The 14,726-nt window shown below is 68.0% G+C and carries 13 protein-coding genes and 4 pseudogenes; 3 read left to right on the top strand and 14 right to left on the bottom strand.

The annotated features are described in order from the left end of the window. Positions 1–214 precede the first annotated feature (214 nt). Positions 215–1,855: a replication-relaxation family protein gene (locus ABD374_RS01990; protein WP_344489588.1), complete on the bottom strand. Its 1,641-nt coding sequence runs from the start codon at positions 1,853–1,855 to the stop codon at positions 215–217. Positions 1,856–2,448: 593 nt separating this feature from the next. Here ABD374_RS01990 and ABD374_RS01985 point away from each other — a divergent pair. Continuing rightward, positions 2,449–2,784 (top strand): hypothetical protein, encoded by a 336-nt coding sequence (locus ABD374_RS01985; protein WP_344489585.1) that lies wholly within the window; start codon positions 2,449–2,451, stop codon positions 2,782–2,784. Here the strand turns inward: ABD374_RS01985 and ABD374_RS01980 are convergent. Further along, entirely contained in the window at positions 2,738–3,127 is a 390-nt protein-coding gene (locus ABD374_RS01980; RefSeq protein ID WP_344489582.1) for a hypothetical protein, read from the bottom strand. The two genes, ABD374_RS01985 and ABD374_RS01980, sit on opposite strands and share 47 nt — an antisense overlap. Positions 3,128–3,490: 363 nt before the next feature. Here ABD374_RS01980 and ABD374_RS01975 point away from each other — a divergent pair, with 363 nt between their 5' ends. Next, entirely contained in the window at positions 3,491–3,700 is a 210-nt protein-coding gene (locus tag ABD374_RS01975) for a hypothetical protein (protein ID WP_344489579.1), read from the top strand. 158 nt (positions 3,701–3,858) lie between these two features. Here the strand turns inward: ABD374_RS01975 and ABD374_RS01970 are convergent, their stop codons facing one another. From ABD374_RS01970 to ABD374_RS01925, 10 genes and pseudogenes are all read right to left on the bottom strand, one after another. Further along, complete coding sequence (locus tag ABD374_RS01970; protein ID WP_344489575.1) at positions 3,859–4,287, bottom strand: hypothetical protein; 429 nt, start codon at positions 4,285–4,287, stop codon at positions 3,859–3,861. A 178-nt stretch (positions 4,288–4,465) separates the two neighbouring features. Next, entirely contained in the window at positions 4,466–4,801 is a 336-nt protein-coding gene (locus ABD374_RS01965) for a transposase (RefSeq protein WP_344489572.1), read from the bottom strand. A 187-nt stretch (positions 4,802–4,988) separates the two neighbouring features. Next, positions 4,989–5,579: a GTP-binding protein gene (locus ABD374_RS01960; RefSeq protein ID WP_344489569.1), complete on the bottom strand. Its 591-nt coding sequence runs from the start codon at positions 5,577–5,579 to the stop codon at positions 4,989–4,991. Next, positions 5,566–5,937, bottom strand: a complete 372-nt coding sequence (locus tag ABD374_RS01955; RefSeq protein WP_344489566.1) for a DUF742 domain-containing protein — start codon at positions 5,935–5,937, stop codon at positions 5,566–5,568. Before ABD374_RS01955 ends, ABD374_RS01960 begins: the two co-directional genes overlap by 14 nt. Next, positions 5,937–6,341 (bottom strand): roadblock/LC7 domain-containing protein, encoded by a 405-nt coding sequence (locus ABD374_RS01950; RefSeq protein ID WP_344489563.1) that lies wholly within the window; start codon positions 6,339–6,341, stop codon positions 5,937–5,939. Before ABD374_RS01950 ends, ABD374_RS01955 begins: the two co-directional genes overlap by 1 nt. Then, on the bottom strand, positions 6,338–8,605 hold the full coding sequence (locus ABD374_RS01945; RefSeq protein WP_344489560.1) for a sensor histidine kinase: 2,268 nt from the start codon (positions 8,603–8,605) through the stop codon (positions 6,338–6,340). The genes ABD374_RS01950 and ABD374_RS01945 overlap by 4 nt, the downstream gene beginning before the upstream one ends. Before the next feature lie 126 nt (positions 8,606–8,731). Further along, complete coding sequence (locus ABD374_RS01940) at positions 8,732–9,505, bottom strand: transposase (protein WP_344489557.1); 774 nt, start codon at positions 9,503–9,505, stop codon at positions 8,732–8,734. Beyond that, the gene (locus ABD374_RS01935; RefSeq protein WP_344489554.1) at positions 9,403–9,894 is read right to left on the bottom strand and encodes a winged helix-turn-helix domain-containing protein; all 492 of its coding nucleotides are present in this window, start codon (positions 9,892–9,894) and stop codon (positions 9,403–9,405) included. Before ABD374_RS01935 ends, ABD374_RS01940 begins: the two co-directional genes overlap by 103 nt. Positions 9,895–10,593: 699 nt before the next feature. Beyond that, positions 10,594–11,017: pseudogene (locus ABD374_RS34500) on the bottom strand (IS5 family transposase); the annotation flags it as partial. Positions 11,018–11,059: 42 nt separating this feature from the next. Next, entirely contained in the window at positions 11,060–13,060 is a 2,001-nt protein-coding gene (locus ABD374_RS01925; RefSeq protein WP_344489551.1) for a NucA/NucB deoxyribonuclease domain-containing protein, read from the bottom strand. 350 nt (positions 13,061–13,410) lie between these two features. On the opposite strand from ABD374_RS01925, the pseudogene ABD374_RS01920 reads away from it, so the two are divergent. Continuing rightward, positions 13,411–13,887, top strand: a pseudogene (locus ABD374_RS01920) (IS5 family transposase); the annotation flags it as partial. Positions 13,888–13,902: 15 nt separating this feature from the next. Here ABD374_RS01920 and ABD374_RS01915 read toward each other — a convergent pair. Continuing rightward, positions 13,903–14,622, bottom strand: a pseudogene (locus tag ABD374_RS01915) (IS481 family transposase); the annotation flags it as partial. A 15-nt stretch (positions 14,623–14,637) separates the two neighbouring features. Continuing rightward, positions 14,638–14,726: pseudogene (locus ABD374_RS01910) on the bottom strand (transposase); the annotation flags it as partial.

Here is a 14,726-nt window from a genome sequence, read left to right as displayed (position 1 = left end):
TCTTGTCGCCCCACTGCCGACCACCCGTCTGCTCGAACTCTGCTTGGTAGGAGTCGTATCACGCAGGGCCGACACCCTGTCTCGATTATCCGGCGGGCATGACAGCAGCTCGCCCGGCACTGACGGTAGGGGCGTGTCGGTCTACAACCGCACCAGGATCCTCGACTCCCACCCCCACCTTGGGCTTGCCCACGCCGCCGGAGGCTTGCCCGCATCAGCGGCGCAGACGTGAGAACCAGCCGGTGCCCTTCTGCTCGTTACCCTTCTGTTCGGGCACGGCCTGGTCCTGCTCCCGGCCCCCGATCTTCACGCCCGGCCAGGCTTCGTCCCAGTCGGTCTCGTGCCGCTGGTCGCAGTCCCCGCACAGGGTCGGACGGGCCTCCGGAGGAAGGGCGTCCCAGCCGGTGCGCTCCACCGCCTGCCACCGCTCGTCCGTGAACGCCGCCCTGCACTTGGTGCAGCGGGGACGACGGGTGTAGCGCAGGAAGTGTTTCCGCTTTGCCCAGTCAGGAAGCGGCTCTGGGTGCTCCTGCCGGTCATCAGCCTCGTGAGCGGCGGCGGCCGCGTGTTTGCAGCCGTCATACAGGTGCGGGTGGGGGTCCTTCGGGGTGCCCCAGTCCGTCGCCTGTGCCGCCTCCCACCGTTCGTCGGTGAACCTCGCCCCGCAGCCGGTGCAGACGGGACGGCGGGCCTCACGCTCGGCTGCCTTCTTCGCAGCCTGCTCCTGGGCTGCCCGCCGCACCTGTGCCTGGTACTTCTCCCGGTGGGCCTTGGCCTCTTCCCGGGAGCGGGCATCGGCCGCCTCACGGCGGGGATTGCCGATCGCTTCCCGCAGGGGCTGCATGTGGGTACGGCCGAAGCGGAAGAACACCGGTCCGTCCGGGCCGTGCTCCGTCAGGTTCCCCAGGCCGGTCGCGATGATCGGGATCTTCCCGTCGTAGACGGTGAAGCCCTTCTGCCGCTGCCCCTGCCACAGGTGGGAGGTGAGCGCGCTCAGCTTCGAGACGGTGGTATCGGGGTTGCGCTCACCGAGGCGGTTGAACACCAGCAGGACCGGCGGGTGCGTCCGGTCGCCGGACCAGGTGTCCGGAGCGCTCCAGCGGGTGCGCCACATCGGGCGCTCCTTGCCGTCGGTGTCCTTCACCTTCCGCCGGAAGAAGCGGGCGTACTTCTGAAGCTTGTCGGCGAGCTCCTCCGGCGTCTCGTGGCAGTTGTCGACCTCGATGAACAGCAGCGGCACCTGGTCCTGCGGTGCGATGAGCACCAAGTCGGCCTGGGCGCCGCCTTTGCCGGGCGCGTTCCACGTGCCGGTGGCGGGCAGCGGGACCTCGGTCCAGAACGAGGCGATGGTGCCGATGCCGTCCGGTCCGTCGACGGCGGCCTGGGCGGCGGCCTGGACGTGCGGCGGGTCGTCGGCGAGCCGGGTCATGTTCGGCTTCGGGCGCAGCAGCGCGATGACGGTCTCGTTGACGGACATCGGGTGGGAGGCGCCGCTGGAGCCCGCGCCGCGCGCGGTGGAGCCCATCTCCGTCACCGGGCGCCGCATCTCGTAGGAGGCGGCCTGAAGGCCCTTGAGGGTCAGGTTCCGCAGGGAGTCGCCGGTCTCCGTGGAGCCGCCGTTCTCGGACAGGCCGTGCTTGCACATGTCGGAGAGCGCGCCGGTGTGCGAGGCGGTACGGGCCTGCTTCCGCTTCGACGCCGGTTCCTTGTCGGCGTGCCCAAAGCTCAGGTGCGGTGCACCGATCCGCTGGATCTGATCAGCCGTCGCCATCTTCAGCGCTCCGAGCACGCGCAGCACATCACCGCGGTAGCTGTTCGTCGGCCCCGCCGGATTGTTCTTCCGCTTCCCCGCCATCAGCTCTGCCCCCTCGTTGCTCGCGACCGGCCGCCGGCCGACCGCCGCTGCTGGCCGCGCCCGGCCTGGGAGATCATCGGGCTCCCCGGAACCCGATGATCTCCTCCACTACGGACAACAAGAGGAGAGAAGAAGGTTGTGGCGGTACGGAATTCACGCAGATTAGCGTGCTGACCACGGGTTTTACCGCGCCCGTGGGTGCCGGGCACCAAAGGGGGATCCCAAGGGGCCTCCGAAGGGGCGCCCGCAGGAGCCTGCCACGGCCTGCCCGCCACCGGCCGGCCTTCCACCCCCGTCGGCCCGCGGGCTGCCCGCGCCCGGTCCGTGAGTGGGTGGTCGTCATCGTTCGTCTCCCTCGCTGCCCCGGTCCGGAGCCTTGGCCCGAAGGAGCAGCGTGCGGGAGACCCCCTTGTCCGCGGTCTGACGGCGGCCGACAGCCGGGGTGGTCAAGCGCGAAGCCGGACCCGCGTGTCTACCTCATCGCTGCCGAACGACTCGGGGCGCCAGTCCACCGCTGCGAAGACGTCCTCGCCGAGGCCGCCGCCGAAGCGCGGGCCTTCGGCGCCGGCCCGGCGACCGCCGTCGACGAGCTGGTGGGCGGCCTGGTCGGGCAGTTGGCCGACTGGCAGCAGTCGATCGGCGAGCTGGGCCGCGCGCTCACCACGGCAACTGAAGGCCGACCGCTATCCGGCTGGTCCACCGGCGCCGGCCGCACCGAGGACATCGGGTGGCGCCAGGCCCGCACCACGCTGCTCCAGGCCGTCACACGCCACCACCACGCTCACCTGCTCGCCGCCATCGTCGAGCTCAGCGGTGAGCTGGAGCTCCCAGCTACCCGTAACGGACGCTTCAGGGGCGCGGTCATCCCAGAAGGCTGCGCGGTCAGCGCCGGCCGCCGCCGATGCGGCGGTCGTCGGCCAGTCCGGTAAGCGGACCGAACTCGCGGGCAAGCTCGTTCCACGTCAGAACCTCACCACAGCGGGCCGGGAACTCCTTCGGGTTGAACTCGGGCATGGTCCAGGTGCCAGTGCCCCGGTCCCGCAGCCACAGGTCCCCGTCACCGTCGACCACAGTCGGCGGGACCGGTACGGGCTCGGCCTGATCGGTGGGCTCCCAGGTGACCCGGCCCGGGTGGGAAACGCGGCGCAGCTCGGTGGTGGCCAGCCGCGCGGCCAAGTCACGGGTGGACTCTTCGGCGTCCTTGACCGACGCGAGTCGGAATGCGTCGTCAAGTACGGGCAGGGTTGGATTCTTGCTGCGCTTTGAACTCATACGCTGACTACCTCCGGTGGGGGGCGTCACATCCGTTATGGCACCCCGTAGAGGAACACGGTATCCGAGGCGGGAGCCGGGCCGGCTACGACCACTGTCCAGGTGGAGGCGCTGGCACACCGGGCGGTGGGGCTAGGTGGTGAGCTGGTCCTGGACGTGGCGCAACCCGTGGTGGTAGCGCTCAGATATGGCGGTCCGGGTCTGAGAAGGTGAGGCCGCCGGGGGCGAGCGGACGTCGGGCCGGGGCGGGTGCGGGCTCAGGCTCGCCGGGCGGCTGGCGGAAGTCGGCGCCCTGCTCGACCGGCATCAGCCGGCGCCCACCCGCCTGGGCGGGTATTCGCCTCCAAGTGCCGCATCACCGCGGTGAGCATCGCCGTGCGCCTGGGCTCCGCCGCCCGCTCCAGCAGCGCCGCCTTCGTCCCCAGCGCGTACCGGGCCAGCACCGCCATCCGGTTCGTACCGACCGGCAACCAACTGACCTGGCCGGTCCAGCGCCGGATCGGCATCCATGTCACCACCCGAACCACTCACAACAACCCACTGAACAGCAGAGACTCCGCACCTACGCACTGACATCACAATGCCGAACCACCACCGACAAAAACCCGCAGATCATCAGGCCCGCCACGGGTCGGGGCATGGGAATCGTGCGCGGCTGTCGGACACGCCTCAAGGTGTGGTGGAGCCCTGCTTCTACCTACCCGAGCTCTACTACCGCTGCCAGGACTCTGTCATCGGGGAATCTGGTAGTAGCCTGCCGGCGGCAGGGTCAGCGCGAACACCGTGCCGTGCCGGCGGCGGATGCCGCCCACGCTCGCCGCTGAGGGCTCGCAAACGAACCGGTAGGCGTTAGCTGGTGGTTCGGGCTCGGGAACCTGCGAGCCTGGTTGGTCCCAGGTAAGGGTGTGCCCGGCATGAGTCATTCCGCCCCCTCTGTCCTCGTGAGCATTGTCGTGAGTGAAGGGGATACCGGACAAGGCATGCTCCCCTGCGGCGAGAATCCTGGTGATGGCTTCAGCTGATGGCAGCGGGGAACTGTAGTAAGCCTTCAGACGCATCCGGCAGGACACCCGATAGGCAGGCCTCACCGGGTTGAACAGGTCCCAGCCGACCATTCCGCGGGTGTAGCAGTCCTCCAGGACCACGAGACGCAACACCAAGGGCGTGCTCTCCGTGTAGGCCTGGGCGATGCGAGCCCGGCCTCGGCGGTTTGCCGGGCCGTCCGCGCGGCCGCGGTGCGGCGCCAGTAGGAGAAGCTCGAGCGGGAGAGGCCGAGGATGTCGCAGAGCCGCTTCACGCCGTGACGGCGCTGGTGGTCGTCAACGAACTGGTAGCGGTTCACCAGCGCGTCTCCGTCGCGGAATACCGGGCTGCCCTGCGCAGGATGTCGTGCTCTTCCTCCAGCTCACGGATCCTCTTCCGGGCCGCGGCGAGCTCCGCCTGAACAGCGTCGCCGCCGGCTGGCGCAGCGGCCGCCGGCGAGGAGTGGGCGCCTGGGCGGCGCCCGTCGGCGGCCCGGATCCAGTGCCGCAGCGTCTCGGTGTTCACCCCGAGATCCCTGGCGACCGATCTGATCGTCGCTCCCGGCCTCGACCGGTACAACGCGACAGCATCCGCCTTGAACTCGGCGGGACAGTGCTTCATCCCCACGGGGACTCCGTTCTCCTGAACCATCAAGATTCAAGTGTCTCCGGTGTCCAAAACCCGGGGTCAAGGACCATTTTTACAGTCCCCCGACACCAAACCGAGAGATCGTAGCTGGACAGGCCAGGCCAGTGACGTCCTGGGCCCCTCTCTCAGCTCGGTCACCATCCCCTGGTCGCGGTCGTGAGCCTCCACGCCATCACGTGGCAGGCCGCAGTCAGCCGGTCGCCGCGACCCCAGCTTTGGTGATGAGCATGTCCAGAAGCGAGAGCAGCGCACCGCGCGCGTCGTCACGGGAGCGGGCATCGAGCAAGTGGATGGGTGTGTTCGGATCACGCAGATGCAGCGCCGCCCTGATCTCCTCGGCGGTGTAGGGCTGTTCGCCGTGGAAGCAGTTCGCGGCGACCACGAACGGAAGCCCTCGGTTCTCGAAGAAGTCGACGGCCGGGAAACTGCGGTCGAGGCGTCGTGTGTCGACAAGGACGATCGCCCCGAGTGCCCCGTTCAGCAGGTCGTCCCACATGAACCAGAAGCGCTCCTGGCCAGGTGTGCCGAACAAGTAGAGCACGACCTGTGCGTCGGTGAGGGTGATGCGGCCGAAGTCCATCGCGACGGTGGTAACCGCCTTGGACTCGATGCCGTCGAGGTCATCGACGCCGATGCCCGCGCTCGTCAGCCGCTCCTCGGTGCGCAACGGCTCGATCTCGGAGACCGTCTCGACCAGGGTCGTCTTGCCGACGCCGAATCCCCCAGCGATGAGGATCTTGACGGGGGTCGCTTCCTGGGCAGGGCTGTCATATCCGGGCAAGGTTGTCCCTGATTCTCATGAGCAGGTGGACATTGGTGGTCTCGGTCCCTTCCAGGGGTGACCGGTGCTCGATCAGCCCCCGATCCGCGAGTTCGCCGAGAAGAAGCGTCATGGGAGTGAGGCGGATGCGCATGCGCGCCGCGATCTCGGCGACCGCCCGGCCGCCCGGAGGCGAGCACATCGCGAGGATGGCCTGCCACTCGCTGGGCAGGCCGCCGTGGCCGTCCGCGACGGCCACCGCCGTGATCGTGGTGTCCATGGTGAGGGCGGTGTGTGCAGCCGCCGTACGTCCATCGGTCAGCGCGTACAGCCGCGTCCGGCGGTGGCCTCCCTCTCGCGGCCCGGGCTCGTCCGCCATTACGACGGCTGCGCCTGGCCGCGATCAGGCGTGCTCAGCCACTCACCGAGCGCCTGAGCGGTGCGTACGGCTTCACCGCCCAGCTCCCCCAGCCGCGCCTTGCGGGAGGTCACCACGATGAGCGTGCTCCCCTCCCCGCACCCGACGATGCAGAGATAGCAGTCGTCCATCTCGACCAGCTGGCGGATCACCCGGCCGCCGTCGACCTCCCTGGATATCGCCTTCATCGTGGAAGCGATGCCGGAGGACGCGGCGGCTATGCGCTCCGCCTGTTCCCGTTCCAGCTCGTACGAACTGAGCTTGATCCCGTCGTTGGACAGGAGTACGGCTCCCTGGATGCCGGCGATCCTGCTCAGGTTGTTGTCCAGGACGCTGTAGATCATGTCGTTCGTTGTCATCGTCATGGCTGATCCTGTCGGAGTTCTTCTTCCACTGTCTGAGTCCCGTGTTCATAGTCCGCCCAGGCGTCGGCCACTTCTTCAGGTGTCGCCGCATCCTGATGGACGGCAGTCTTCGGTACGTGTGGCGCGCGGAGCTGCTCGGCAATGTGAGCCTGTGGGACCCGCTCGGGGAGGGCCGGCTTCGCGTCACCGTCCCGTGTCACGGAAGGGACCGGCGGCTTACTCTTCACCGGCCGCTCGGGCGAGCGCCCCGGCGTCCTAGGGCCGGCCGCCCCGGTCTTCGCGTGCAGGACCAGATCGGGCTTACGTTCGTCGAGCGGGCCCGGTGCCGGGGCGGGCGTCGCCGCACGCGGCGCTTCCTTTCCCGCCCGGACCGGTTCGGTCGGCACAAGGAGTTCCTCGGGAAGAATCACCACGGCCGACGTCCCTCCGTATACCGAGCGGCGCAGCGTCACTGTGGCCCCGAGCTGTTCCGCGATGTGGCCGACCACGAAGAGTCCGAGCCGGTGCGCGTTCTCCGCCAGGACGGAATACGGCGGGGCCGAGTGCAGACGCCCGTTCATCTCCTCGTAGGTTGCGGCGGTCACCCGAGGCCCGCGGTCCTCGATGTCGACCAACAGCCCGTCTGTCACCAGTTCGGCACGGACGACCACCTTCGACTGCGGCGGGGAGAACCGGGTGGCGTTGTCGAGGAGTTCTGCCAGGAGGTGGCTGATCTCGCTGATCACCCGCGGTACCACGCTGATCTCGTCCAGGGCCTGGCGCTCGATCCGCCGGAAGTCCTCGACTTCCGCGGCGGCTTCGCGCAGCAGGTCGGCGACGCGCATGGGCTCGGTGTGCGGATCGGGAATCTCCCCACCTGCCAGGATGAGCAGGTTCTCGATCTGCCGCCGCATACCCACTGTCAACTGGTCGGATCGCATCAACCGGGCGAGAAGCTCCTCGTCGTGCCCGAAGGTGTCCTGCAATTCGTCGGTGAGGGTCAACTGGCGGCTGACCAGGTTTCCGGTGCGCGAGGCGATGCCCGCGGCGAACATACCGAAGCCCTGACGCTCGGCCGCGAGCCGCGCATGCCCGTCGACGGATACGGAGACGACCCGGGCGAACGCGTCGCTGATGCGTCCGACCTCGTCCTGGTCTCCGCTCACCGCGGGCAGCGCATCGTCGTCGACGGGCTGCCCACGCTGGAGCCTGGCCACGACATCCGGCAGCGTGTCCTCAGCCATGGCCACCGTACGTTGGTGCAGACCGCGCAGGCGGCGGAGCACGGAGCGCGTGGTGAGCACGATGACAGCCGCGACGGCAAGGACGGCTGCACCGTTTCCGACGATCAGCCAGATGACCTCGTTCTCCAGCTGCGTAGCCTTGGCGTCGGCGCGCACGAGCAGTGCTCGCCCCTGTTCCGCGTCGAGCGCGGCAACGCGCGCCGCGAACTTGTCATACGCGGCCCGCCAGGCGTCGGCCTCCTTGGGCAGCTTGATGCCGGACGCGGTGTTCTGGTGGTCGGAGATGACCGCGTCCTCGATGCGGACCTTCGTCTTCCAGCCGTCCGAGGCGAAGACCTGGTCGTAGGCCGCTTTGTCCTCGGCCGTCAGATACGGCGCGACCCACTCGTCGTACTGGTACCGCTGGGATCCGACGGAGTTGACGAATTCGGCGAACCCGGAGGGGCTCAGACGCCTGGACGGCCCGGCCATGGCGAGGATGGTGGTCTCGCGTGCCACCATCTCGGACACCGTGAACACCGTGACGACCACGCCGCTCTCCTGGATAAGCTCGGCGTCTTCCGCATGGCTGAACTCGTTCTGGTACACCCGGATGATGCGGTCGACGAGGTCGGAGTAGTAGCCGATCGTCCGATCCGCGTCCCCGCTGCGGGCGTCCGCGCGCTCGCGGAACGCGGCCAGATCCGCGAGGCCATGCTTCAGCTCCGCGACGTAATGTTCGTCCTCGCGCCCGGTCGCCGCCAGAGCTCCGTCCGCCGCCCGGCGGAACTCGTCCGCGGCCCGGTCCGTGGCCGCGCGCCGCTCGCGCAGCTCTTTTTCGGACACGGAGCCGCCCGCCCACCATGTGGCGGTCATCGTCCGCTCAGCCTGCACTTTGACCATAAGCCTGGTCAGGGGTACGTCGATCCGCTTACCGACTGCCACATCAGCGCGCAGTTGCTCCGACTGGTGCATCAGCGGTTGTGCGGTCATAACCACTTGGGCACTCATCGCCAGAATAGGGACGATTGCCAGCCAAATGAGCAGCGTACGCAGGCGCAAGGTACGCCGCCGACGAGTCGGCGACTGCCCTCCTGTGCCTTCGGGTTCTATGGGAGACATCAGTCCTCGGGGAGCGGGGAAACAGTGGGGACGACCGAACAGCCGAGACCAGGCGCAGTCCTAGGTTCAGGACTGGGGGAAGTCCGGTTCGGCTTTGAGGCGACGTGGGGTACCGATCATAACCAGCCGCACCGGAGAAACGGAGAGATGACTTCCGTTAGCCACATGTGGTAAGGGCGACGGAGACGTTGCGTACCGGACGTTGGCGTTCACCTGACGCCTGGGCACAGGCGTGCTCGTGCAGACAGGGCAACCCGCTCCCCCGGTCGCACGCCTTACTGATCTTTTCGTAAGTTCGGTGGGTGTAGTGGGTGGATGCTCAGGCCCGTATGGGCGAGAAATGACCNCCGGGTTCAGCTCGGGAGCACAGGCGGGTAATCGTTCCAGGGCGAGCCAGTCCTGTTCGGCGACCCAGGCCCGCATCGCCCGGCTCCAGTGGGCGGACAGGCCGTCCCAGACCAGGACCACCCGCTCGCCGCGGTAGAACACCTTCATCTGCTCCAGGACCTCGATGAGGGCGGCGGTGTCGTAGCTGCCGGGCTCGAGATGGAAGCACAGGCGGGCCCCGCGATCGGGGTCGGTGGAGTGATAGCCCAAGGCCCCGGCCATCGACGCGCGCTCCCAGTTCAACCGGTGCCGCAGGAGCGGAGTCCGCCCTCGGGACGAGTAGGTGCGGCGGATGTGAGGGAGCAGGGAGACGCCCGGTTCGTCGAGGAAGACGATCCAGGTACGTGTGTTCACGGCCCCTTTTTGGTGCGCGGCCCCTCGTGCGCGATCCAGCGGGCGACCTCCCACTCGTCCCTCTCCACCGCCCGCCGCTCGGGTCGCTGCAGGCTCCATCCGAGCCGGCCGGTCAGCAACCGCCACACCGACGCCCGCGACAAAACCACTCCGGTCACCCGCTCGACGACCAGACCGACCCGCTCCAATGTCCACAGATCAGCCTCGAAGCCATGGGCTTGGGCGCCTTGCTCCAGTGCGGTCCGCACCTGCTCAACCTGGATGTCGTCCAGCTTGGGCGGACGACCGGTGGGACGCAAGGCATCGGCGCCACCCTCTTCCCAGACCCGTTTCCACCGCCGGACACTCTCCTCGCTGACTCCCAGCGTCCTCGCGATCTCGGCACCCGAACGTCCCTGATCGAACAACTCCGCCGCCCGCACACGCCGCGCCTCGGCCAACTGCGGCCGCGTCAAAGGAGGAACAACAGACGAAGGCTCGAAAGACACAAACCCAGGGTGCCACCGTCAAGCCCGCCATACCCACAGAGCTAACGAAAAGATCAGTAAAAACGGATGTTCCGTTCAAATGATCTGAAAATCGGCGTTCGGTACCGGCCCATGCCCCGGGCCACCGGCACGCCGCAGCACAGGCCAGAAGGGCGGTGACCCACACAAGGGACGAAACCAGCCCGCAGTTGACAAAAACCCCAGGAGCCGCTGCCGTTCGGCCTCGGTGACGCATCACGTGCCATACATCTCCGCGAGCCGGACCATGCTCACCCCAGAGGCCCCGCTGGCCGACGGGACCCGTAAGCAGATGGCCCGGGCCCATGCAACGCCCGAGGCGACTAATCGCACTGGACAGTGAATGCCTGGATCCCCCGATCCCCCTGGCCGTCAAGGCCTACTCAAAGAGCGGCATCGCTGTCCGTTGCGGGGTTCGCGGTGATGACGCAGGCGCCGGGCTGATGCCTCCGTTTCTCCAGGCCCGTGAGGCGTCTGTCAAGAGCGGCGCAGCCTGGCGCCTCCGTGATCATCGGGAAACTCGCGGCGAGTGCTCGGACGTTAGCACTCCAGCAGCGGTTCGTGTCCTGAGCTCGCGGTTGTCGTTGTCCTGGCATGGAGGGCATGTCTGAAGTCGGTTGCTGGGCTCTGGAGTTGGAGTCGGTGTTCGCTCGGATGGCTGGCCGGTTCGGGCGGGCGGAAAGCAAGCGGCCGGCAGTTGCTGTCTGAGGCGAGGTGGATCTTCGTGGTCAGTCCGCCGCGGGATCGCCCGAGGGCATGGCCGTCCGGCTCGCCCGCCGGGGCCCCTCTTGACGGGCCCCGGCGGCGTGCTGGTGGGGTCGACCGCGACGACCCAGTCGAGGTCGCCTTCGGCGTCGGCCTGGGTGAGCAGGGCGGTGAAGACCTTCTCCCAGATGCCATCGGCGGCCCACATCCGTAACCGGTTGTGGGCGCCCTTCCATGACCCGAAGCGTCCGGGCAGGTCCATCCACGGCGTGCCGGTGCGGTACTTGAACGCGATCGCGTCGATCACCTGCCGGTGATCCCGCCACCGCCCGCCCCGCTTCGGTGTCCGGTCCGGCAACAACGGCTCGATCCTCGCCCACTGGACATCAGTCAACGACACACATCAACCAACGATCCGATGATCTGACGGAAACGGCCTAGGTCAGGGCTTGGGTGGCGCGGTGCCGCCGGAGGTGGTGACGGCGAAGGCGTCCTGGTCGATGACGCGGTTCTCGCCATGGAAGGCCCACATCAGGCTCCCGCTGTGGGAGTTCTGCCTCTCGTCGATCATGCAGACGCTATAGCCCTTCGCCCCCGTGGCGATCGGCAGGTCCTTGACGTTGCAGTTGTCGTGCACGGTGCGGCCTGGGCCGCCCGAGGTGGCAGCGCCCTCGTTCGTGGACGCGAAGGGGTACTCGTCGCACGAGCGCCCCGGCAGCACCCGGGCGTTGCGCACGGGCCCGGACTTCGGGCAGGACAGCTGCCGGTTGATGTCCCGCTTGCCCTTGTCGGCCTGCCGGTGCAGCGGCCGCCCGGGGGCGCCGGGCAGCCCGGACTTGATGGCCTCAGCCACGTGCCAGGTCTGCTCCGGGGTGAGGGATGTCAGCTCGAAAGTGGGAGTGAAGCCGGAGACGACACAGCCCTGCCGGTAGCCGCCCCGGCTTGTCTTCATGGTGGAGTCGCAGCGGAACTGGCTGTTCCGGATCGTGCCGGGGGTGGAGTGCGTCACGTCGGGCGAGGCGTTGCCGAAGCTGTAGGCGAGCTGGAGGGCAGCGCTTGCGGACGTGTTGTCCGCCATCGACTTCTCCTTCCACGTGATCACGATCGCTTTCGTGCTGTTCGGCTTGATGATCGATCCGCTGGCGGGCCCGTCGATGCTGTAGGTGCCCGATCCGTTGCTCGGTTTGTAGACCAGGGTGGGGGTGCCGACCTTGTTGATGAAGTTTCCGAAGTGGATGCGGAACTCCTGCTTCATCTCGCCGGACTTGTGGGAGCTGAGGATGCCGACCTTGACGACGAACGGCATCCTGCCGATCTCGGCGCCCTTGGTGTCGTGGACAATCAGCGCCTGGTCCGTCCAGATGCCGCAGGCGTTCTTCCGGTTCACCCGCCACTGGCCGTCCCAGGGGGCGGTGGTGCACCAGGCGGGGATGGTCGTTCCGTGGGTGTCAGGCCCGTCGATGATCGGGTCCTCGGGCTCATCGGAATCGTCCAGCGGGGCCCGGACGGCGACTCCCTCCCTGATACAGGAGATCCCGGCCTTACAGGCGTCGAGGTCACCGAGCCTGCCCGAGACCTTGGGGTTGGGCGCGGAGGTGTTGGCATCCCTGGCGAAGTCGTCCAGGGTCACCGGCCGCTGCTCGTCCACCGTGGGGTCGATGTCGCCTTCCTCCGGGGTGGCCCCGGAGGCCGGATCGGTCGGAAAGCCCATGGTGCCGAACTGGAACTCCTGATCGAAGGAGGAGCCGCGCGGCTTCTGGTCGGCGATCGGGTAGCCGTACGGGCCCTTCTCGTACCCTGACAGCGTCCACTTCGACAGCAGGCCGCCGCTGACCGGGTGCGCCCCGTACGCCTCGGTCCAGTAGATCATCCCGTGCTCGAAGCGGGAGCCGCGCCCCAGACCGTCGGGGGTGGTGAACTCGTCGCTGACCGGGTAGCCCAGGTAGCCGCCCTCCCAGCCCGCCTCGCCCCACTTGTCTCGGATCGCGCCGCCCACCGCGTACGCCTCGTTCAGCTTCCAGTAGATGGTGGACCGCTCGAAGTACTGACGGCGCCCCACACCGTCGGGGTTCACGATCTCGTCCGAGGTGGGATAGCCCACCTTGCCTGCCTCGTAGCCGTTGCGGGCCCACGCGGCGAAGAAGTGGTTCACGACCGGGTGGGCGCCGCCCTGGGGGGACCAGTAGATCGGCCCGTTCACGAACTCCGTCCGCTTGCCGTACCCGTCGGGGTTGGTCAGCTCGTTCGACTTCGGCAGCGACAGGAAGCTGTTGGGGCCACCCAACTCGTTGTACTTGTTGCGAATCGCCCCGCACACCTCGTACGGAGCGGGCCAGTACACCTGGCAGTCCCCGGCGGCCGCCAGCCGCGCTTCCATCGTCTCGGCCTTGTCGGCGTCCTTCTTGCTGAAGCCACGAGGGACCTGCTCGCGATCCGAGCGCATCCTGCCCGGACTGATATGGAGCTCCGGGCTGGCTGTAGGCCGCCACCTCGGTGAAGCGGGCGAGGCAGATGAGGCGCTGGCAGTACTGGCCGTGCTGCCCACCATCGCGAGCACCACAGCCATGACCACCAGCAGTTGTCGTCTGAACATCCCGGTCTCCTAGCTCGTCACGGCGCGTCCTGAGCACGCCGCCCGCAGTAGTAAAACGCAGCATCCGACCACGCCCGCTACCCGTGTTTGAGCCAGCTTTCCGGCCCCGTTGAAGCATCAGGCCGGCCGCGGTGCTCCACGTCACCTGTCGCCCCGGGGCTCCTCGCGCCCATCCCACCGTCGAGCCGGACGACCATGCCCTCGGGCGATCCCGCGGCGGACTGACCACGAAGATCCACCTCGTCTAAGACAGCAACTGCCGGTCGCTCGCGTTCGTCCTCACGCCCGGACAGGCCGGTGAAGCACCCGCGTTCGAGCGGGTTATGGCCCGGCTGCGGGTGCCCCGCCGGACCGGCCGCCCCAGGGTCACGCCGGACGTCATCCTGGCCGACAAGGCCTGTACGTCCCGGGCGATCCACCGTCATCTGCGGCGGCGCGGAATCCGAGCGGTGATCCCACAGCCCGCTGACCAGGCCGCCCACCGTAAACGTCTCGGCAACCGCGGCGGCCGCCCGCCGGGCTTCGACCGCGACCTCTACAAGCAGCACAACACCGTCGAACGCTGCATCAAAAAGCTCAAGCAGTGGCGCGGCCTGGCCATCCGATACGACAAGAGCGCCACCACCTACCTCGCCGGACTCCACCTCGCCGCCATCTTCATCTGGTCAGCGAGGTGATCCGAAGGAAACGGCCTAGGTGTATTGCCTTGTGAGGTTGGGGACGCGGCTGGCGGGTGGCTGGGCCTTGAGTGTGATGTGTCCGCGGTGGTGATTGTAGGTGTGCAGCCAGATGGGGTATGCCTCGCGTCGTTCGGTCTCGGTCCGGTAGGTCTTGGCGTAGGCCCACTCGTCGAGCAGGGTGCGGTTGAACCGTTCGGCCTTGCCGTTCGTCTGCGGCCGGTAGGGGCGCGTGCGCTTGTGTGAAATTCCCTGCCTGACAAGGGAGTTGCGACACAGGTGCGACTTGTAGCAGGCCCCATTGTCGGTCAGGACCCGCTGGACTGTGATCCCGGCAGCGGTGAAGCAGGCGTGGGCGCGGGTCCAGAACCCGACGGCGGTTTCCTTCTTCTCGCCGGTGAGGATCTCGCTGTAGGCGGGACGGGAGTGATCGTCGACCGTGTTGTGCAGAAAGCTCATGTCGGCGCCTGCCCGGTTCTTTCGGCCTGCTGGTCGGCCGAGGGCCCTGTGGCCTCCGCCGTCGGGGATGTTGCCGAGTTTCTTGATGTCGACATGGACCAGGTCACCGGGAGCGGCGTGCTCGTAGCGGCGGCTCACACGGCCGGTGGGGCGGTCCAGATGGGCCAGGCGGGCCAGTTTGCAGCGGGTCAGGACGCGATGGACGGTCGCCGGGTTCAGCCCGAGCAGGTAGGCGATGCGAGCCGGTCCCCAACGGCGCAGAACCCGGACCTTGATACTGACTTCGGCTTGTCAGGGTGTGGCTGGGTCGTCGAGGGTGAGGCCGGTGCCGGCTATGAATCCGTCGAGTGTGTCGGGTCGGTATTGAAGGCGTTTGAGTC

It is taken from the genome of Streptomyces enissocaesilis (assembly GCF_039533765.1).
GTDB classification, from domain to species: Bacteria; Actinomycetota; Actinomycetes; order Streptomycetales; family Streptomycetaceae; genus Streptomyces; species Streptomyces enissocaesilis.
The sequence above is the reverse complement of the archived record's forward strand: the minus strand, read 5'-3'. Positions and strand labels throughout refer to the sequence as shown.